Below are 15,839 nucleotides of genomic sequence, written 5' to 3'. Positions count from 1 at the left end.
TTTCTAACCATTTAATAGTTAAAACCCTATTACTCGCTGCGGCCTTTGCGAATTTCGTTGCGAGCTTTGCGTGAAATCTTTTCAACGTAGAATTCACTCAAAACTCAAATAGGGTTTTAGCCTTTGCACCCAGTTGGGGTTGAGGATTTTGATGGCGAGGAGATCTTCGACTGATCGGTAAGGCCCGTGCTGCTCCCGGTAGGCGATAATAACTTTTGCTTGTCCGAAAGATATATAGGGGTGCTTTGACAACAAATCCACTGGGGCTGAATTGATGGGAAGTTTTTCAATTGATGTGGGCCGGAATTCAAAATGCTCCCAGATTCTGTCGTACACAGCTTCTTCAAGCCCATAAACTTCCAACAACTGCTCTTTAGAATGAAGCCCACCCATTGAATCCCTGAATTTGATGATCCTGGAAGCCATTGCCTTTCCTATTCCTGGCACAACCTGCAATGTAATGGAGTCGGTCTCAGCAAAGCCCAATTTTACATTTCCATAATCTACCTGCCTCCTTACGCTTTTAGGCAAGCTATCCTTCCCTGCCGTTAAAACCGCTAGATGACCCAAGCTTTCCCTGAATGTAGAATCTGAGTTCAAGGAAGCATTGAGGGTATCAGTAGTTTCCCAATTTGCATACCCGGCTTTTTCATCATGCAGGACTATCCGCTCATATAATATAGGAGTGGTGTAGAAAATAATAAGAAACGGAATAAGCAAAGCAAAGCCGCGAGCCTCACGCTTGCTAAACCCCAGATAAACCCTTAGGTAAAAATGTAACTTCTTAAACATCTGCCAAAAATTAAACCTTAACTGAAAAATGCCCATAGAGCAATAGGAGACATTTTTGTCTCCTATTGAAAAAACTTAGGACCAATAAGTTACGAAAAATTGGAATTATTTTCTAAAATTGTCGATTATTGTATCCGAATTCAGAACAATCCGCTTATTAGTTATTTAGACGGATTCCAAATTGAGATAAGATTGTCCAAAATATTCTTACTCTTATGTTTCTGAATTAAATTTGTGAAGCGAAACCTTTAATCCGTAATGCAAAACAAGTTTAGAGCTTTAAGTTTATCCTACAAAAGTGCACCAGTGGAAATCAGGGAATTAATTTCCTTGGACGACACTTCTATTCAGTCTCTTTTGATAAAACTTAAAGACTTTTTTAGCCTTACGGATACCTTGATCGTTTCCACTTGCAACAGGACAGAAGTCTATTACGCCCACGAACTAGATCTCAGTACCGAAATCATCAAATTGATAGGACTGGAAAAAGGCCTGGAGGATGTGGTTTCTTACATTGAATATTTTAACATTTTCAATAACGACAAGGAAGCCATTCAGCATCTCTTCAAGGTTTCCATGGGTCTAGAAGCCCAAGTAGTGGGTGACATGCAGATCTCCAATCAAATCAAACGCGCCTATCAGGCTGCTGCCGACCTTGACATGGCAGGTCCTTTTCTCCACAGGCTTATGCATACCATTTTCTTCACCAACAAAAGAGTGGTGCAGGAAACAGCCTTCCGTGATGGTGCGGCCTCGGTATCTTATGCGGCGGTGGAGCTCATCGAGGAACTTACCTCTAACACTTACCAGCCAAGAGTACTGCTGATCGGAGTGGGTGAGATCGGTGAAGATGTGGCTAAAAATATGGTTCACATTCCAGAGGCGAAAGTGACTATCACCAACAGGACCTATGAAAAAGCTCAGGCTTTAGCAGGGAACCTAGGTTATGAGGTCATCCCGTTTGAAAATTGCATTGAAGCCATGAAGGAGGCGGATGTGATCGTATCATCGATTACCAGATCCAAGCCTTTTATCACTAAGGAACTCGTAAAGACATTTGATATACAAAGCTACAAACTGTTTGTAGACCTTTCGGTACCAAGAAGCATCGAAACTTCTGTTGAGGATGTTCCTGGCGCCATGCTTTACAATGTGGATAATATCCGTAGCAAAGCTTCTGAAACCTTAGAAAGAAGATTGGCTTCCGTTCCCATGGTAGAGTCAATAATCGAGGAAAGTATCGAGGAGTTTTTCAATTGGAAAAAAGAAGCGATGGTATCCCCTACCATCAACAAGTTTAAGAACGCCTTGGAGCAAATCCGAAAAGAGGAGCTTGAAAGACATCTTAAAAATGCCGATCCAAAAGAATATGCCATCATTGACAAGATTACCAAAAGCATGATGCAGAAAATCATCAAGATCCCGGTAGTGCAGTTGAAGGCTGCCTGCAAAAGGGAAGAAGCCGATCACATGATCGATATTTTGTCAGATTTATTTGATCTGGACAAGGAATTTAGCAAAAAATAGTTATCAAATTGATTATTAAGCCTTTCAGTAAAACTGAAAGGCTTTTTTTATATCTAAACGCTGCAACTTTATTTACATTCCCACAATAAATAGCATGTTTTCATGACCCTTATTTAATACTGAAAACTTTAATTTTCCACTTAACAAAATTTCACAGTTATCGGTCGTTAAGCTTTTGAAATACAAGAGGAAAATCTTTATTTTACTATCGGATTTTAAAATAACCTAAATGTTAGTAGAAGTTTGCAAGAGGGGGGCCATGATGGCTGGATTGATTTTGGGAATACAGTCATTTTCATCGGCACAGACCTGGGAGGTTTATGACCATAACCTCAACATGACCAGGAAAATTGAGAACGACAACATCAAACTTTTGAGTGAATCGGTGAGGGTGAGTATTGTGGACCAAAAGCTGCAGCTGCTCAATCCTCAGTACAAGCCGTTTTACACCCTTAAAGGCAACAAAATATACCAGTTTCTCGAACCCTGGATAATTGTGTCAGAAGGTGAAAAATACGGTGTGTTTCACGAGTATGGCGAAGAAATACTAGCGCCTGACTTTGATGAGGTACAAACGTACTATAGCCAACTACTGGCCAAGAAGGGAAGTGCCTATTATTACTACGACCGTGGAGACAGGAAAGTACGGACCTTGGGTGCTTTTGATGAAGCGTTTTTCTCAGACAACGGGCAGATTATAGCCAAAACTCCTCAGGGATACTTTTTGCCACTCAGCAAAAACCCTAACAAAATTTACCAAAAACTTGAGGTAGTAAACGACAAAACCATCCTCGCTCAGGAAAGTACCGGCTTGGGTCTGATCAACAGGGAGGGAGAATATATCCTCGACCCTGTCATCGACAAGCTTGACCATGTGGAAGGTGATTTTTATTTCGGTTTTGATGCCCATCAATATATGCTTATCAAAGCGACAGAGCAGAAAGCAGATATCAAATACACCAGCTATCATAGGATAGCCATTGAAAATGATGTGATGCTGGAATATATTCACGGTAAGCTTCGCCGTGTAATGAAAAATGATGGAATCCTTCTTGACATCATCGGTATGGACTCGGTGCGTCGGATGGACAAAGAGCATTACAACGTTTATTTCAGAGACCATAAAGTAGGTTTATTAAATGCAGAGGGCAAATGGGACGTTTCCCCTTCAGAAAACATTACCAAAATTTTCCCAGGCAATGAGGGTCTTTATGCTGCTTTAATTGATGGTAAGTACGGCTTTGTGGACAAGGCAGGAAAATTAAGGATTGCCAACCGATACGACAGCGTGAGCAAATATACAGAGGGGCTAGCTCCCTTCAAGGTTGACAATCGCTGGGGATATTTGGACAAAAATGACCGAATCGCCATTCAGCCTCAATATGAGGAGGTGGGTGACTTCCATAGAGGTATTGCCATTGTCAAGAAAGGCGGAAAGTCTAACCTGATCGATAAAAACGGAAAAGAGTTATTGGGTAACTATTATAGAAGGATTTCTCTAACCGATGATAATTACTACCTGACTGAGGATGAAGAAATGTTTGGATTGGTCAATGCTTCAGGAAGCGAGATTTCCATACCAAAATTTGATGAAATCCGTCGGGAAAATTATGATCACATACTTGTCAAAAGAGGCAACAAATACGGATTGATGCGTGAATCAGGCGAATACAGCTTGCCGATATATTATAAAAACATCATCTATGACCGATCAAACGAACTGATTTTAGCTGAAGATGAATATATTCCGCCAGTTGTGGAGAACATAGAAGAAAGTAAGAAGAAAAAGAAAAAGGGAGCTTAAAGCTCCCTTTTTTTATGTTAATGGTTTATTTCCTATCACCTTTAGGTTTTGAACTGTCTTTACCTGTGTCAGAACCGGCAATTGAATCCCTCATGGAAGTGTCAGACTTAATGTTTTCCATCTTGTAGTAATCCATGATACCGAGTTGTCCGTTCCTGAAGGCTTCGGAAATTGCTTTTGGCACTTCCGCTTCGGCTTCGATTACTTTGGCTCTCATTTCTACGTTTCTAGCTTTCATTTCCTGTTCCAGGGCCACAGCCATGGCTCTTCTCTCTTCAGCTCTTGCCTCAGCCACTTTCAAGTCAGCAGATGCCTGATCTATCTGAAGTTTTGCACCGATGTTGGTTCCCACATCGATATCGGCGATATCAATAGATAAAATTTCAAACGCAGTACCCGCATCCAATCCTCTTTCAAGAACCAACTTAGAAATCTTATCCGGGTTTTCCAGCACGCTTTTGTGATTGTGGGCCGAACCGATGGAAGTCACGATCCCTTCCCCTACCCTTGCCAGGATGGTTTCTTCTCCAGCTCCACCGACCAATTGTGCGATGTTTGCTCTCACGGTCACCCTTGCCTTAGCGATCAACTGAATTCCATCAGCGGCAACAGCTGCCACATTGGGAGTATTGATAACTTTTGGGTTTACCGAAATCTGCACAGCTTCAAAAACATCCCTACCTGCAAGGTCGATCGCAGTGGCTTGTTTGAAGGTAATGCTGATGTTTGCCTTATCGGCAGAAATCAAAGCTCTAATTACATTGGGTACATTACCTCCCGCTAGATAATGTGTTTCCAAGTCATTTGTCGTAAGATCCAACCCGGCCTTAGTGGCCGTAATCAGGGAATTTACAATAATACTTGGTGGCACTTTTCTGATCCTCATCCCGATCAATTCACCGATCCCCACCTTCACATTGGAGAAAATGGCGGTAATCCAAAGGTTGACCGGCACAAAGTATAAGAAGATAAAAATCAATATCAGACCTGCGAAGGCCGATATCAAAATGAACATTGAATTGTCTATTTCCATAATTTATTGTTTAATAATAATTCTATTGCTTTCTAATTTAGTGATGATGACTTTGACATTTGGGGAAATAAAACCAGATTCTGACTTAACTTCATAAATTTTGTCCCCAAACTCTGCTTTGCCGTAGGGTTTAATGTCAGAAATAGTCCTTCCCTCCTGTCCTACCTCCAAGCCTAGTAGCCTATCGTCAAAACTCCGACTGGTCATCGAAGAGGTAAGGGCAAATTTACGCCAAACCCCCGAACGCAGTCCTAAAATCAAGACGAATAAATTTGCTAACAGGGCTATACCCAGAACCCAATACCCTGATTCGGTCCCCAAGTTAGCAAAGGCGTAAATTACACCTGCCGCGGTGAAGACCACTCCAAGAATCCCTACCACAGTAGTACCGGGTACAAAAATAATTTCTGTGAGGACTAGGATCAGTCCGACACTTAATAAGGTAACTAAAATCAACCAGGTCATGCGATTTACGACAATTACATGCTGAAAATAGAGCTTTTTTCCCAGTAATTAAAGTGTTGGGGGAATGAGAGAAGAAAATAATGTGAGGATGAATGATGTCGCGTGTCCGATGTGGGGTGTCCGATGTCCGATGACGGTGACAAATGGGACACAATGGGCACAAAGGAAAAAAAGGGCACGAAGCTTTGCGGTCGACAGAGGACTGTGGACTTTCGACTTACCCTGCCCGGCAAAATGGCTACTAACCAACCTCTGATGGTGGGAGTACTTTGTATCTTAGTACCCATTACTTGGTACCCGAATGAGAGGTGCAAAAAAAGAAAAGCGCGGGAAAAAAGTATCCTACCGCGCTTTTCTATATAGGGCCTAATCTATCAATATGCCTTGGCAAATAGAACTCGGCCTTGGGAAACACTCCCCGTCAGCACGCATTTGCCTTCTTCTTTTTTCTGGTCCAAAGGTATGCAGCGGATGGTAGCCTTGGTCAGTTCTTTGATCTTCTCTTCCGTTTCGGAAGTACCATCCCAATGGGCAGATACAAATCCACCTTTATTTTCCAGTACATCCTGAAACTCCTCCCATGTTTCAACATCGGTAGTCAGTTCAGCCTTAAAATCAAATGCCTTTTTATAGATGTTTTCTTGAATCTCCTTCAGCAATCCTTTGATTTTTTGATCTATTTCAACCTCGTTAAGATTGACGCTTTCTTTGGTCAGGGTATCTCTTCTGGCAAGTTCCACCGTATTGTTTGCCAAGTCCCTTGGTCCCAAGGCAATTCTTAAAGGCACTCCTTTAAGTTCGTATTCAGCAAATTTGAAACCAGGCTTATGTGTATCTCGGTTGTCGAATTTTACGGAAATCTCCAAAGCGCGGAGTTTTTTCATTATCTCTTTGGCCTTGACAGAAATGGCTTCCAATTCTTCTTCACTTCTGAAAATCGGAACAATCACCACTTGTATAGGGGCAAGTTTTGGAGGCAATACCAAGCCGTTGTCATCGGAGTGCGCCATGATCAATGCTCCCATCAATCGGGTGCTCACACCCCAGGAAGTACCCCATACGTAATCCAGACCACCTTCTTTGGTGGCAAATTTGACATCAAAGGCTTTGGCAAAATTTTGTCCCAAGAAATGAGAAGTCCCCGCTTGAAGGGCTTTCCCATCCTGCATCATGGCTTCGATACAGTAAGTTTCTTCAGCTCCCGCAAAACGCTCGTTGGCAGACTTGATACCTTTGACCACAGGCATAGCCATATAGTTCTCGGCAAATTCAGCATAGACGTCCAGCATTTGCTCTGTCTCCTCTATCGCTTCATTTTTAGTAGCGTGAGCTGTGTGGCCCTCCTGCCAAAGAAATTCAGCGGTACGCAAAAAAAGCCTGGTTCTCATTTCCCATCTCACCACATTTGCCCATTGGTTAACCAAAAGAGGCAGGTCACGGTAAGATTGGATCCAGTTTTTGTAGGTACTCCAAATGACTGTTTCTGAAGTAGGACGGACAATAAGTTCCTCCTCCAGTTTGGCTTCCGGGTCAACAATCACACTTTTGCCATCCTCGGAATTTTTTAGCCTGTAGTGAGTTACTACCGCGCATTCTTTAGCAAAGCCCTCCACGTGGCTGGCCTCCTTGGAAAGGTAGGACTTAGGGATGAAAAGCGGGAAATAGGCATTGCTGTGTCCTGTGTCTTTAAACATTTTATCCAGTTGGGCCTGCATCTTTTCCCAGATGGAATAGCCGTAAGGTTTAATGACCATACAGCCTCTGACGGCCGAATTTTCGGCCAGGTCAGCCCTTTTGACCAACTCGTTGTACCACAATGAATAATCTTCACTTCTTTTTGGAAGGCCCTTGCTCATTATTTTTATTTGTTAGTTTTAAAAAACTCTTTATATTCGTTACTCGGTTTGCGAGGGCAAATATAAATCAAAAATTTATAACCCTCTTGACCTCAACACGTATATAGTGTTAATAGTATTAAAACCAGATCCTTATGAAAAACCTAATTTCAGTTCGGTACCTTGGAGTGATAGCAGCACTTGGACTGGCCTCTTGTAGCCCGGGATACACAAGTATGTCCGGGGAATCGGATGACCTATATTTCATGGCATCCGATGCGGCAGTGGCCACTGAGTTTGCCGTGGAAGGCAATAGAGCGGACAACTTCCGGGAAATCCGTCAAGCTAACCCCGAGAACTTGGCTCAAGAGAACTTTTCGGCCAAGAATGTGAATCCAGAATATCTGGCTCGCTATCAACGCCAGGAACCAGAAGAAGAAGGATCTGTATACTTCGATGAAGCAGGTCAAGCTACGGATGGCCAAGAAGGCGACATTAATGTATATAATAATTTCCACGGAGGAGGCACCGCCCCTTATAGAGGAATGATGAACCCCTGGATGATGGGTGGCATGGGCATGATGAACCCTTGGATGGGTGGCATGGGCATGGGCATGATGAACCCAATGATGATGGGGATGTATGATCCTTGGATGATGGGCATGGGACCTATGGGCTTTGGACCAGGATTCGGCATGGGAATGGGATTCGGCATGGGTATGGGATTCGGTATGGGTTCCCGATTCGGCATGGGTTTCGGCAATCCTTGGATGATGGGCTCACGTTTCGGCATGGGAATGGGCTGGGGCATGGGTGGCTTTTATGATCCTTTCTGGGGACCATGGGGCATGAGACCAATGATGGGCATGGGCTTCGGCGGAATGTATGGAGGCGGCTGGGGTCGTCCGATATTCGTCGTTCCGGGCGGCGAATTTGGTTCCAGGCAAGCGGTGAGAGGCGCAAGACCTACAAGAGGTGCGGGCGTCGCTACTCCATCTACTAGAGCTACCGCTGCTTCACCACAAGCTTCCAGAGCTTCGGCGAGAAGAGACGCGGTAAGCAGAAATTCCACTCCTACTTCAAGAGCGGCAAGAACAAATGATTTCAGCAGATCTCAAAATGAATTATATAATGCTAGAGGCAGAACTGCTCCTGCAGCATCTGCTACACCAAGCAGAAGAGCAGCCAATTCTCCAGCAATGAACAGAGCTGGTAGCCCTACTAGCAGAAGTGCTTATACAGCTCCTAGAAACACTGGAAGAGTTGCCCCTACTAGAGGAGCTACTCCATCTAACAGAACTGTGGCACCAACCAGAGGTAGAACGTCTTCTCCAGCATATAACAGAGGCGGATCGCCATCTTATAGACAAGCACCTTCTAGAAGTGCATCTCCATCTTATAACAGAGGTGCTCAACCTTCTAGAAACACGTATAGTCCATCAAATAGGTCATCAAGTCCATCCTACTCACCTTCTAGAGGTGGTGGTAGTGTCGGAGGTTCCAGAGGCGGCGGTAGTGTCGGCGGAGGAGCATCCCGCGGTGGCGGAGGTAGAGGGGGGAGATAATTTCCCCTCTTTTTTTTTCATCTTTTTCCTCTCCCTTCCGTATAGTAAACTATCAAATTTTCAAAAGGCATAACATTTGTCATAAAATGGCATTGGGTTGCTATGTTAAAAATAAACCGATTTAGATGAAATCAATCAACAAGTGGATTTTAGGGATTGCTGCCTTGAGTTTGTTGGGAACAGAATCCTCTATGGCCCAAAGCGGGTATTATCAAGACGCCTTGAGGTTTAGCCAATTTACCTCCACTGGTTCTGCCCGGGTTATGGGCTTGGCAGGGACTCAGTATTCCCTAGGTGGAGATATTTCCAACATACATGGCAACGCAGCAGGCCTTGGCTTTTTCAGAAGGTCTGAATTCAGTATTTCCCCCTCTTATGGCGGATGGAATACAGATTCATACCTAGACAACGCCTCAGAGTTTGGGAACATCCCTACAACCAACTTTGCTTTGCCAAACCTCAGTTTAGTGATTGCCAATCCAAGAGACCCTCTCACGCCGGGTGCATTTAAAGGTGGAACGTTTGGTGTGAGCATCAACCGGACAGCTAATTTCAATAGTGAATTTGCCTTTAGAAACATAACGCCAACTTCTCTTACAGAATATTTTGCAGCAGATGCCTTTGGAGTTGCCGGTACAATTCTGGACCAAGAAAACAGCCTGAGAGGGTTAGCGTATAGTACAGCTCTGATAGCCCCTACCGTTATAGATGGAACTGAATATTTCCCAACCAACAATACTCAACCTCTTTTATATGAAGAAGTAGTGACTGAAGGTGGTATCACACAGGTAACCTTTGCCTATGGGGCCAATTTTGAACACAAGCTGTTTATAGGTGGATCCTTGGGAGTTTCCAGCATAAACTATTCTCAGTTCAAATATTTCACCGAAGACTTCGATACGCAGTTTGGTGATATGGTAGGCTATGATTTGAGAGAAAATCTCTTCATCAATGGTACAGGCGTGAATTTAAACTTGGGGGCAATTTACAAGCCTGTAGATGCTCTGAATCTTGGTTTGAATTTTCAAAGCCCTACCTGGTACAGGCTGAATGAAGAATATGATGCTAACATTATTTCTGAGTTTGTTAACCCGACTGAGACTTTTGACGCCCGCACCGATATCCTTTTAAGCACTTACAATTTACGCTCCCCGATGAAATTCAATGCCGGCGCAACCTATTTCTTAGGTAAAAATGGTTTCATCTCTGCTGACGTGGATTATGTGGATTACAGCACCATGTTCCTAAACTCAAGGGATTTCAATCCTCAATTGGACAATATGGCGATTCAGCAAACTTACGGTCAAACCTTCAACTTCAGAGGTGGTGGTGAATATCGATATGAGATGTTCCGAGTAAGGGCCGGTTATGCCTATTATGGAGATCCTTTTGATGATCCAAACTCTGAAAGGTTCCAGACCGTCATTAGTGGCGGTATAGGTGTAAGATTGCCAAAATTCTATATTGATTTGGGAATCAATCATACCCAGTTTGACCAAACCTACAGAAGCTATTCACTGATAGATGCAGCAGGTAGACAGCTAGGACCTGTTGCCGATATTCGGAATACGATCACTTCGGGAATTCTTACTGTCGGGTTTAATTTCTAAGAAAAGTGTCGGATGACGGATGACGGGATGACGGGATGACGGATGACGGGATGACGGGATGACGGGATGACGGGATGACGGGATGACGGAAAAAAAACTCAGCTTGAACGCTGAGTTTTTTTTTGCTCTATATTTTGCTGATTTGGGCCTTTAATTCCTCTTGGGATATGATCCCATTGTGTCTCCAAACTTCCTTTCCATCTTTGAATATCACAAAGACCGGAACTCCCTGAAGGTTGTAAGCCTTTCCTACCTCTTTACTGCGGTCCAGATCAATTCTTTTAACTATTGCTATTCCTTTTAAATCTTCTTCCACCTGATCAATCAAAGGGGCCATTTTACGGCAAGGAGCGCACCATACGGTATGGAAGTCAATCAAGATTGGCTTATCCGCAACCAACATGGCTTCAAACTCTTCCAAATTCCATTCCTCTATTTTATCATCCTTGGCAATGGCATCCCTGACTAGGTCGAAACCTTCATTCTCCCAATCCATAAGACCTCTCTCCAAGTGATAGATTTTATCAAAACCGTTTGATTTCAATAATTGAACGACTTCTATACTTCGGCCACCAGTGGCACAATAGACATATATCTCTTTGTTCTTGGTCAAGAGATTAATCTTATCATTGAAATCTTCATCGTAGAAATCCAAAAGGCTTGCATTCTGGATATAACCCTTCGATGCTACCTCCTCAGGCGTCCTCACGTCCAAGATAATTCCATCACCTTCCTCAATGGCTCTTTTAAATCGCTTGGCATTAACATCGTTAATATAGACAGTTGATGAAGCTTCCTGATTTTGGCTTGTGGACGGATTATGTTGGCAGGCACTGAAAATGACCGCAAGAGATAAAATGGCTAAATATAACTTCATAAGTAATTTAATTTAAGACAATATGATTATCCGCAATGATGCCAGCCTGCCTGGACGGCAAAGGCAGGTAGTCATTAATTCCTTGTTTTAAGCGACGGAAGACCGATGACCGATGACCGAAGTGGCCATGAATCTTGCCTTCAGCCATCCTTTCATTATTTGATAGTTTTTACTGGCAATAAAGCGGATATACATTTAAGGTAAAAATAGACCAGAAGCTTTTAGCTTACAAGGAAAAGTATGACACTCTACCTATTAGCAACCAAGTATTTCAGTCAATTGAACAGCAGAGATAGTATTTTCTATAACGAATTGAGCTTTTTGGTAAAATAGAAGTCTTTTTTTCAATAAGGACTCAAGTTTGGCCAATTTCTCATCTTGATCCAAACCTAAAAACATGGGCCTATTTTCTGCCTCTTCTATACGGGAAAGTAACACTTCAAGAGAAGGGTTAAGAAACACAGAAGTTCCAGCAGAATTAATTAACTCCATATTATTGTAAAAGCAGGGAGCCCCTCCCCCGGTGGCAAGTATTAACCCTTCTGGAAGACTAAGCACTTTTTCAAGTGCTGCTTTTTCCATTTCCCGAAAATACCCCTCACCGTGGTGATGGAAGATTTCGGGAATACTTAATCCGGCGGAAGCTTCAATTTCTTGGTCAAGATCAAAAAAAGAAAGCTGCAGCACTTCTGCCACAGCTTTCCCCAAAGTACTTTTGCCGGATCCAGGCATTCCTACTAAGATGATTTTATCATTACCCATATTTAGGAATTAATCATATTATTGTTGAACAGCTTTTCCACGTCTGAAACTTTAGGTGTGTTGTTGTGATGCCACTTTCCTTTGACCTTGCCGTTTTCAAGCACCATCAGCCCTGGATTGGACCTCACGATGGTTTTGACCACGGTTGCATCAGCTAGGAAATAATCAATTTCCCATCCGTAAAGTGCTAATATTGCTTGGGCTTCCTCCTCCGAAGAAGCCGATACAAAGACCACTTCAACTTCGGTGTTTTTGAAACCGCGGACCAATTCACCTATTTTGTCCATATTGCTCTCATTGATCTTACTGATGTTGCTAACCATGATCAGGACCTTGTTGCCAGTCAACATTTCCTCAGTAAAATCCCCTTGAGAATTCCAGATGGCAAAGTCAGAAATTTTAGGAAGGGCCTCCGGGTTCTTAATCGTCATTTCAACAAATTCGTACTCATCACCAGTTGGATAAGTGTCCATCACCACCCTTTCGCCGTTATGGTCCATTACGTAACTGTACTCGAGATTGGCTGAAGGCTGCATGGCCGCCGGTATGTCAGTGCCTTCTTTAAAAGCCCTAAAATCCAGGAATGGAAGGTTTTGAATAGCGTAAATGGCCAAACCTGTTGAGATAACCAGAGAAAAAACAGAAACCAGCATGGCTGGGAAACCGTTATTTGGCTTCAAGCTATTATTGAAAATGAGCAAGATGGCTATCAACACTACAAGAAACACATCCTTGAAGAAACTTTCCCAAGGGGTGAGTTTGATGGCGTCACCAAAGCAACCACAATCGGTCACTTTGTTGAAATAGGCAGAGTAAAAGGTTAAGAAAGTGAAGAATACTATTATCACTGCCAATGCCCAAGTAGTGAACTTTGGACGGTAATTGATAATCAGCATCACTCCCAATACTACCTCCACCACAACCAGAAAAACTGCAAGTGGTAGTGAGATAGCTTTTAGGCTGGCAAAGAAAGGGGCTATATCATAGCTGAATACATCGAAATACTCCTCAAACTTGATGGAGGTTCCTATGGGATCGTTGACCTTGATAAGGCCAGAGAAGATGAAAAGTCCGCCTACAATGAAGCGGACTATTAAAAGGAATATTTGCTTAATCATTTTTGTGAAATCCTAATTTAATCAAACAGAAGACGGAGTAATTGATCATGTCCTGATAGTTGGCCTCTATGCCCTCCGACACCAAAGTCTGTCCTTGGTTGTCCTCAATCTGCTTTACCCTATACAGTTTCATCAGAATAATATCGGTGATGGAAGGAATTCTCATATCCCTCCAGGCCTCACCGTAGTCATGGTTTTTGTTTTCCAACAGCGCCCGAGTAGCATTTGTCCACTTATCATAAAGTGGCTCCAATTTATTATACTCTATTTCCAACCTATCATCATCTTTCAATTCCAGCTGCATCAGTGCAATTATACAATAGTTAATGATCCCAATAAATTCATCTTGAATGGGGTCGTTCACCTTTTGGTTGCCGAGTTCTTGAATGGACCGTATGCGTTGTGCTTTGATGAAAATCTGGTCAGTAATAGAAGGAAGCCTCAAAATTCTCCAAGCAGTTCCATAATCTAAAGTTTTCTTCTTGAAAAGTTCTTTACAAAGGTGAATAACTTGATTATATTCGCTCACGGTTTCCGTTTTCAATGTATTTTTATTTAATGGTCGACAACTTTATTTCTTCTGGCATCGAAGATAATTTATTTCCCCCAAAAAAAATAACCCTTAATGTCAAAGGGAAGCTGTGGACCTTGGATAGGCCCTGGGTGATGGGGATTCTTAATGTAACTCCTGATTCTTTTTTCGCTGGAAGTAGAGCTGCTGACTCCCTACCGGAAACAGTGGATACACTTCTTGAGGAAGGAGCAGACATCATAGATATAGGGGGCTATAGCACGAGACCTGGTGCTACAGATATCAGTGAAGAGGAAGAAGCCGAACGTGTGCTTCAAGGTATAGAGGCTGTCAAAAATACAAACCAAAAGGTTTTGATCTCGGTGGACACCTTCAGGTCAGGCGTGGCAGAAAAAGCAGTAAATGCTGGTGCGGATATCGTGAACGATATATCAGGTGGAGACCTTGACCCCAACATGCTGATGACGGTGGGCAAATTAAGGACGCCCTATATCTGCATGCATATGAGGGGCAATCCCCAAGATATGGCTTCAAAAACAGATTATACCGACTTAATAGGAGAAATTTTCAGCCGTTTTCAACAAAAACTGAACCAATGTCATCAAGCTGGCATTAATGATGTAGTACTTGATCCAGGATTTGGTTTCGCGAAGACTTTAGAGCAAAACTTTCAATTGCTGCGGAATTTGGGTTATTTTAAATTTTTGAATACTCCCATATTAGTTGGTATATCCAGAAAGTCGATGATTTACAAGCTTTTGGAGACCAGCCCCGAGAATGCTCTCAATGGCACCACGGCACTACATATGGCCGCTTTGATAAATGGCGCAAACATTCTTCGGGTCCATGATGTGAAAGAAGCAAAAGAAACGATCCAATTATATAAACAACTTTACCCTTGAGTCTACTTTTCAGAATAGGATTTCTAGAAATCTCACTGGTTAATGTCCTAGACATTGCCCTGGTAAGTTTTCTTTTGTATCAGATCTACAAGCTGATGCGGGGTAGCGTTGCGATCAAGATTTTCTTGGGCTTCCTGTCCCTCTACCTTATTTATCTAGTGGTAAATGCGGCCCGCATGGAGCTTTTATCCATTATCCTGGGTCAGTTTATGGGTGTGGGTGTAATAGCAGCCATCATTCTCTTTGCCCCTGAAATTAGAAAATTCCTCCTCATTATAGGTCGGTCTTCCATCTTCTCCAATGAAAATGTATTCCGCGAGCTGCTGTTCTGGAAAAAAAGGGAAACCCAATCCTTCAACATCACCCCAATCCTGGAGGCTTCAAAATCGCTGGCAGGAACAAGTACGGGTGCCTTGATGGTAATTTCGAGAAATTCTGAACTTAAATTCTATGCGGAAAGTGGTGATTTGATTGATGCAGTGGTTTCTAAGAGACTTTTGATAAGCATTTTCAACAAATACAGTCCCTTACACGATGGAGGAGTGATTATCTATAACGGCCGAGTAAAAGCCGCAAGGTGTATCTTACCAGTTACTGAAAGGGAAATCCCCGCCCAGTTTGGACTTCGACACCGTGCGGCCATCGGGATGTCCGAAGCTACCGATTCGTTGATTCTTATCGTTTCGGAGGAAACTGGACAGGTTTCTCTAGCAAAAAACGGTAAGATCCTCCATAACCTCTCTTTTCAGGAAGTTCGTGAAATTCTCAATGAATATCTGACAGGAGTTGATGTAGATGATAAGTTTGAAGCGGTAAGTAGTTCAGAGAGAAAGAAAATTAGAAAAGCTAAGGAGTTGGAATGATGGGTGTTGGATGACCGATGATGGATGTTGGATGACGGATGTCGGATGTTGGATGACGGATGTTGGATGAGACGGGAGACGGAAGACGGGAGATGGAATAAAGAAAAGGCCATGCAGCGTTTGCTATATGGCCTTTTCTTTATGCGCATTATTC

General features: G+C 42.9%; 14 protein-coding genes. 6 read left to right on the top strand and 8 right to left on the bottom strand.

Going from position 1 to position 15,839, the window contains the following annotated elements:
• Positions 1 to 93: 93 nt before the first annotated feature.
• Positions 94 to 792: a ComEA family DNA-binding protein gene (locus FPL27_RS05325; RefSeq protein ID WP_143960103.1), complete on the bottom strand. Its 699-nt coding sequence runs from the start codon at positions 790 to 792 to the stop codon at positions 94 to 96.
• 258 nt (positions 793 to 1,050) lie between these two features.
• On the opposite strand from FPL27_RS05325, the gene hemA reads away from it, so the two are divergent.
• Positions 1,051 to 2,319: a glutamyl-tRNA reductase gene (gene hemA, locus FPL27_RS05320; protein ID WP_143960102.1), complete on the top strand. Its 1,269-nt coding sequence runs from the start codon at positions 1,051 to 1,053 to the stop codon at positions 2,317 to 2,319.
• A gap of 229 nt (positions 2,320 to 2,548) precedes the next feature.
• Positions 2,549 to 4,123 carry a WG repeat-containing protein gene (locus FPL27_RS05315; protein ID WP_143960101.1) on the top strand — a complete coding sequence of 525 codons (1,575 nt, stop codon included), beginning with the start codon at positions 2,549 to 2,551 and terminating at the stop codon, positions 4,121 to 4,123.
• 25 nt (positions 4,124 to 4,148) lie between these two features.
• Here the strand turns inward: FPL27_RS05315 and floA are convergent, their stop codons facing one another.
• The 3 genes from floA to proS form a co-directional block, all read right to left on the bottom strand.
• On the bottom strand, positions 4,149 to 5,156 hold the full coding sequence (gene floA, locus FPL27_RS05310; RefSeq protein WP_143960100.1) for a flotillin-like protein FloA: 1,008 nt from the start codon (positions 5,154 to 5,156) through the stop codon (positions 4,149 to 4,151).
• A gap of 3 nt (positions 5,157 to 5,159) precedes the next feature.
• The gene (locus FPL27_RS05305) at positions 5,160 to 5,621 is read right to left on the bottom strand and encodes an NfeD family protein (protein ID WP_143960099.1); all 462 of its coding nucleotides are present in this window, start codon (positions 5,619 to 5,621) and stop codon (positions 5,160 to 5,162) included.
• A 374-nt stretch (positions 5,622 to 5,995) separates the two neighbouring features.
• The gene (gene proS, locus FPL27_RS05300; RefSeq protein ID WP_143960098.1) at positions 5,996 to 7,477 is read right to left on the bottom strand and encodes a proline--tRNA ligase; all 1,482 of its coding nucleotides are present in this window, start codon (positions 7,475 to 7,477) and stop codon (positions 5,996 to 5,998) included.
• 134 nt (positions 7,478 to 7,611) lie between these two features.
• On the opposite strand from proS, the gene FPL27_RS05295 reads away from it, so the two are divergent.
• Both FPL27_RS05295 and FPL27_RS05290 read left to right on the top strand, forming a co-directional pair.
• On the top strand, positions 7,612 to 9,021 hold the full coding sequence (locus FPL27_RS05295) for a hypothetical protein (protein ID WP_143960097.1): 1,410 nt from the start codon (positions 7,612 to 7,614) through the stop codon (positions 9,019 to 9,021).
• Positions 9,022 to 9,146: 125 nt separating this feature from the next.
• Entirely contained in the window at positions 9,147 to 10,631 is a 1,485-nt protein-coding gene (locus FPL27_RS05290; protein ID WP_143960096.1) for an OmpP1/FadL family transporter, read from the top strand.
• A gap of 127 nt (positions 10,632 to 10,758) precedes the next feature.
• Here the strand turns inward: FPL27_RS05290 and FPL27_RS05285 are convergent, their stop codons facing one another.
• The 4 genes from FPL27_RS05285 to FPL27_RS05270 form a co-directional block, all read right to left on the bottom strand.
• Positions 10,759 to 11,508 carry a thioredoxin domain-containing protein gene (locus FPL27_RS05285; RefSeq protein WP_143960095.1) on the bottom strand — a complete coding sequence of 250 codons (750 nt, stop codon included), beginning with the start codon at positions 11,506 to 11,508 and terminating at the stop codon, positions 10,759 to 10,761.
• A gap of 255 nt (positions 11,509 to 11,763) precedes the next feature.
• The gene (locus tag FPL27_RS05280; protein ID WP_143960094.1) at positions 11,764 to 12,270 is read right to left on the bottom strand and encodes a shikimate kinase; all 507 of its coding nucleotides are present in this window, start codon (positions 12,268 to 12,270) and stop codon (positions 11,764 to 11,766) included.
• 2 nt (positions 12,271 to 12,272) lie between these two features.
• Positions 12,273 to 13,388, bottom strand: a complete 1,116-nt coding sequence (locus FPL27_RS05275; RefSeq protein ID WP_143960093.1) for a BT_3928 family protein — start codon at positions 13,386 to 13,388, stop codon at positions 12,273 to 12,275.
• Positions 13,381 to 13,932: a DUF1599 domain-containing protein gene (locus FPL27_RS05270; protein ID WP_143960092.1), complete on the bottom strand. Its 552-nt coding sequence runs from the start codon at positions 13,930 to 13,932 to the stop codon at positions 13,381 to 13,383. Before FPL27_RS05270 ends, FPL27_RS05275 begins: the two co-directional genes overlap by 8 nt.
• 14 nt (positions 13,933 to 13,946) lie before the next feature.
• Here FPL27_RS05270 and folP point away from each other — a divergent pair, with 14 nt between their 5' ends.
• Positions 13,947 to 14,822, top strand: a complete 876-nt coding sequence (folP, locus tag FPL27_RS05265) for a dihydropteroate synthase (protein ID WP_143960091.1) — start codon at positions 13,947 to 13,949, stop codon at positions 14,820 to 14,822.
• Positions 14,819 to 15,685 (top strand): diadenylate cyclase CdaA, encoded by an 867-nt coding sequence (gene cdaA, locus FPL27_RS05260; protein ID WP_143960090.1) that lies wholly within the window; start codon positions 14,819 to 14,821, stop codon positions 15,683 to 15,685. The genes folP and cdaA overlap by 4 nt, the downstream gene beginning before the upstream one ends.
• Positions 15,686 to 15,839 lie beyond the last annotated feature (154 nt).

Source organism: Litoribacter populi (assembly GCF_007483685.1).
GTDB lineage: Bacteria > Bacteroidota > Bacteroidia > Cytophagales > Cyclobacteriaceae > Litoribacter > Litoribacter populi.
Note: the sequence above shows the minus strand (reverse complement) of the source record. Positions and strands in the feature narration are given on the sequence as shown.

Excerpts from the sequence above, each read along its gene's own strand:
- hemA (WP_143960102.1), top strand. The coding sequence starts at position 1,051 with ATGCAAAACAAGTTTAGAGCTTTAAGTTTATCCTACAAAAGTGCACCA.
- FPL27_RS05295 (WP_143960097.1), top strand. The coding sequence starts at position 7,612 with ATGAAAAACCTAATTTCAGTTCGGTACCTTGGAGTGATAGCAGCACTT.
- FPL27_RS05325 (WP_143960103.1), bottom strand. The coding sequence starts at position 792 with ATGTTTAAGAAGTTACATTTTTACCTAAGGGTTTATCTGGGGTTTAGC.
- FPL27_RS05280 (WP_143960094.1), bottom strand. The coding sequence starts at position 12,270 with ATGGGTAATGATAAAATCATCTTAGTAGGAATGCCTGGATCCGGCAAA.
- FPL27_RS05315 (WP_143960101.1), top strand. The coding sequence starts at position 2,549 with ATGTTAGTAGAAGTTTGCAAGAGGGGGGCCATGATGGCTGGATTGATT.
- FPL27_RS05275 (WP_143960093.1), bottom strand. The coding sequence starts at position 13,388 with ATGATTAAGCAAATATTCCTTTTAATAGTCCGCTTCATTGTAGGCGGA.
- floA (WP_143960100.1), bottom strand. The coding sequence starts at position 5,156 with ATGGAAATAGACAATTCAATGTTCATTTTGATATCGGCCTTCGCAGGT.
- FPL27_RS05285 (WP_143960095.1), bottom strand. The coding sequence starts at position 11,508 with ATGAAGTTATATTTAGCCATTTTATCTCTTGCGGTCATTTTCAGTGCC.
- FPL27_RS05305 (WP_143960099.1), bottom strand. The coding sequence starts at position 5,621 with ATGACCTGGTTGATTTTAGTTACCTTATTAAGTGTCGGACTGATCCTA.
- FPL27_RS05290 (WP_143960096.1), top strand. The coding sequence starts at position 9,147 with ATGAAATCAATCAACAAGTGGATTTTAGGGATTGCTGCCTTGAGTTTG.
- proS (WP_143960098.1), bottom strand. The coding sequence starts at position 7,477 with ATGAGCAAGGGCCTTCCAAAAAGAAGTGAAGATTATTCATTGTGGTAC.
- folP (WP_143960091.1), top strand. The coding sequence starts at position 13,947 with ATGGTCGACAACTTTATTTCTTCTGGCATCGAAGATAATTTATTTCCC.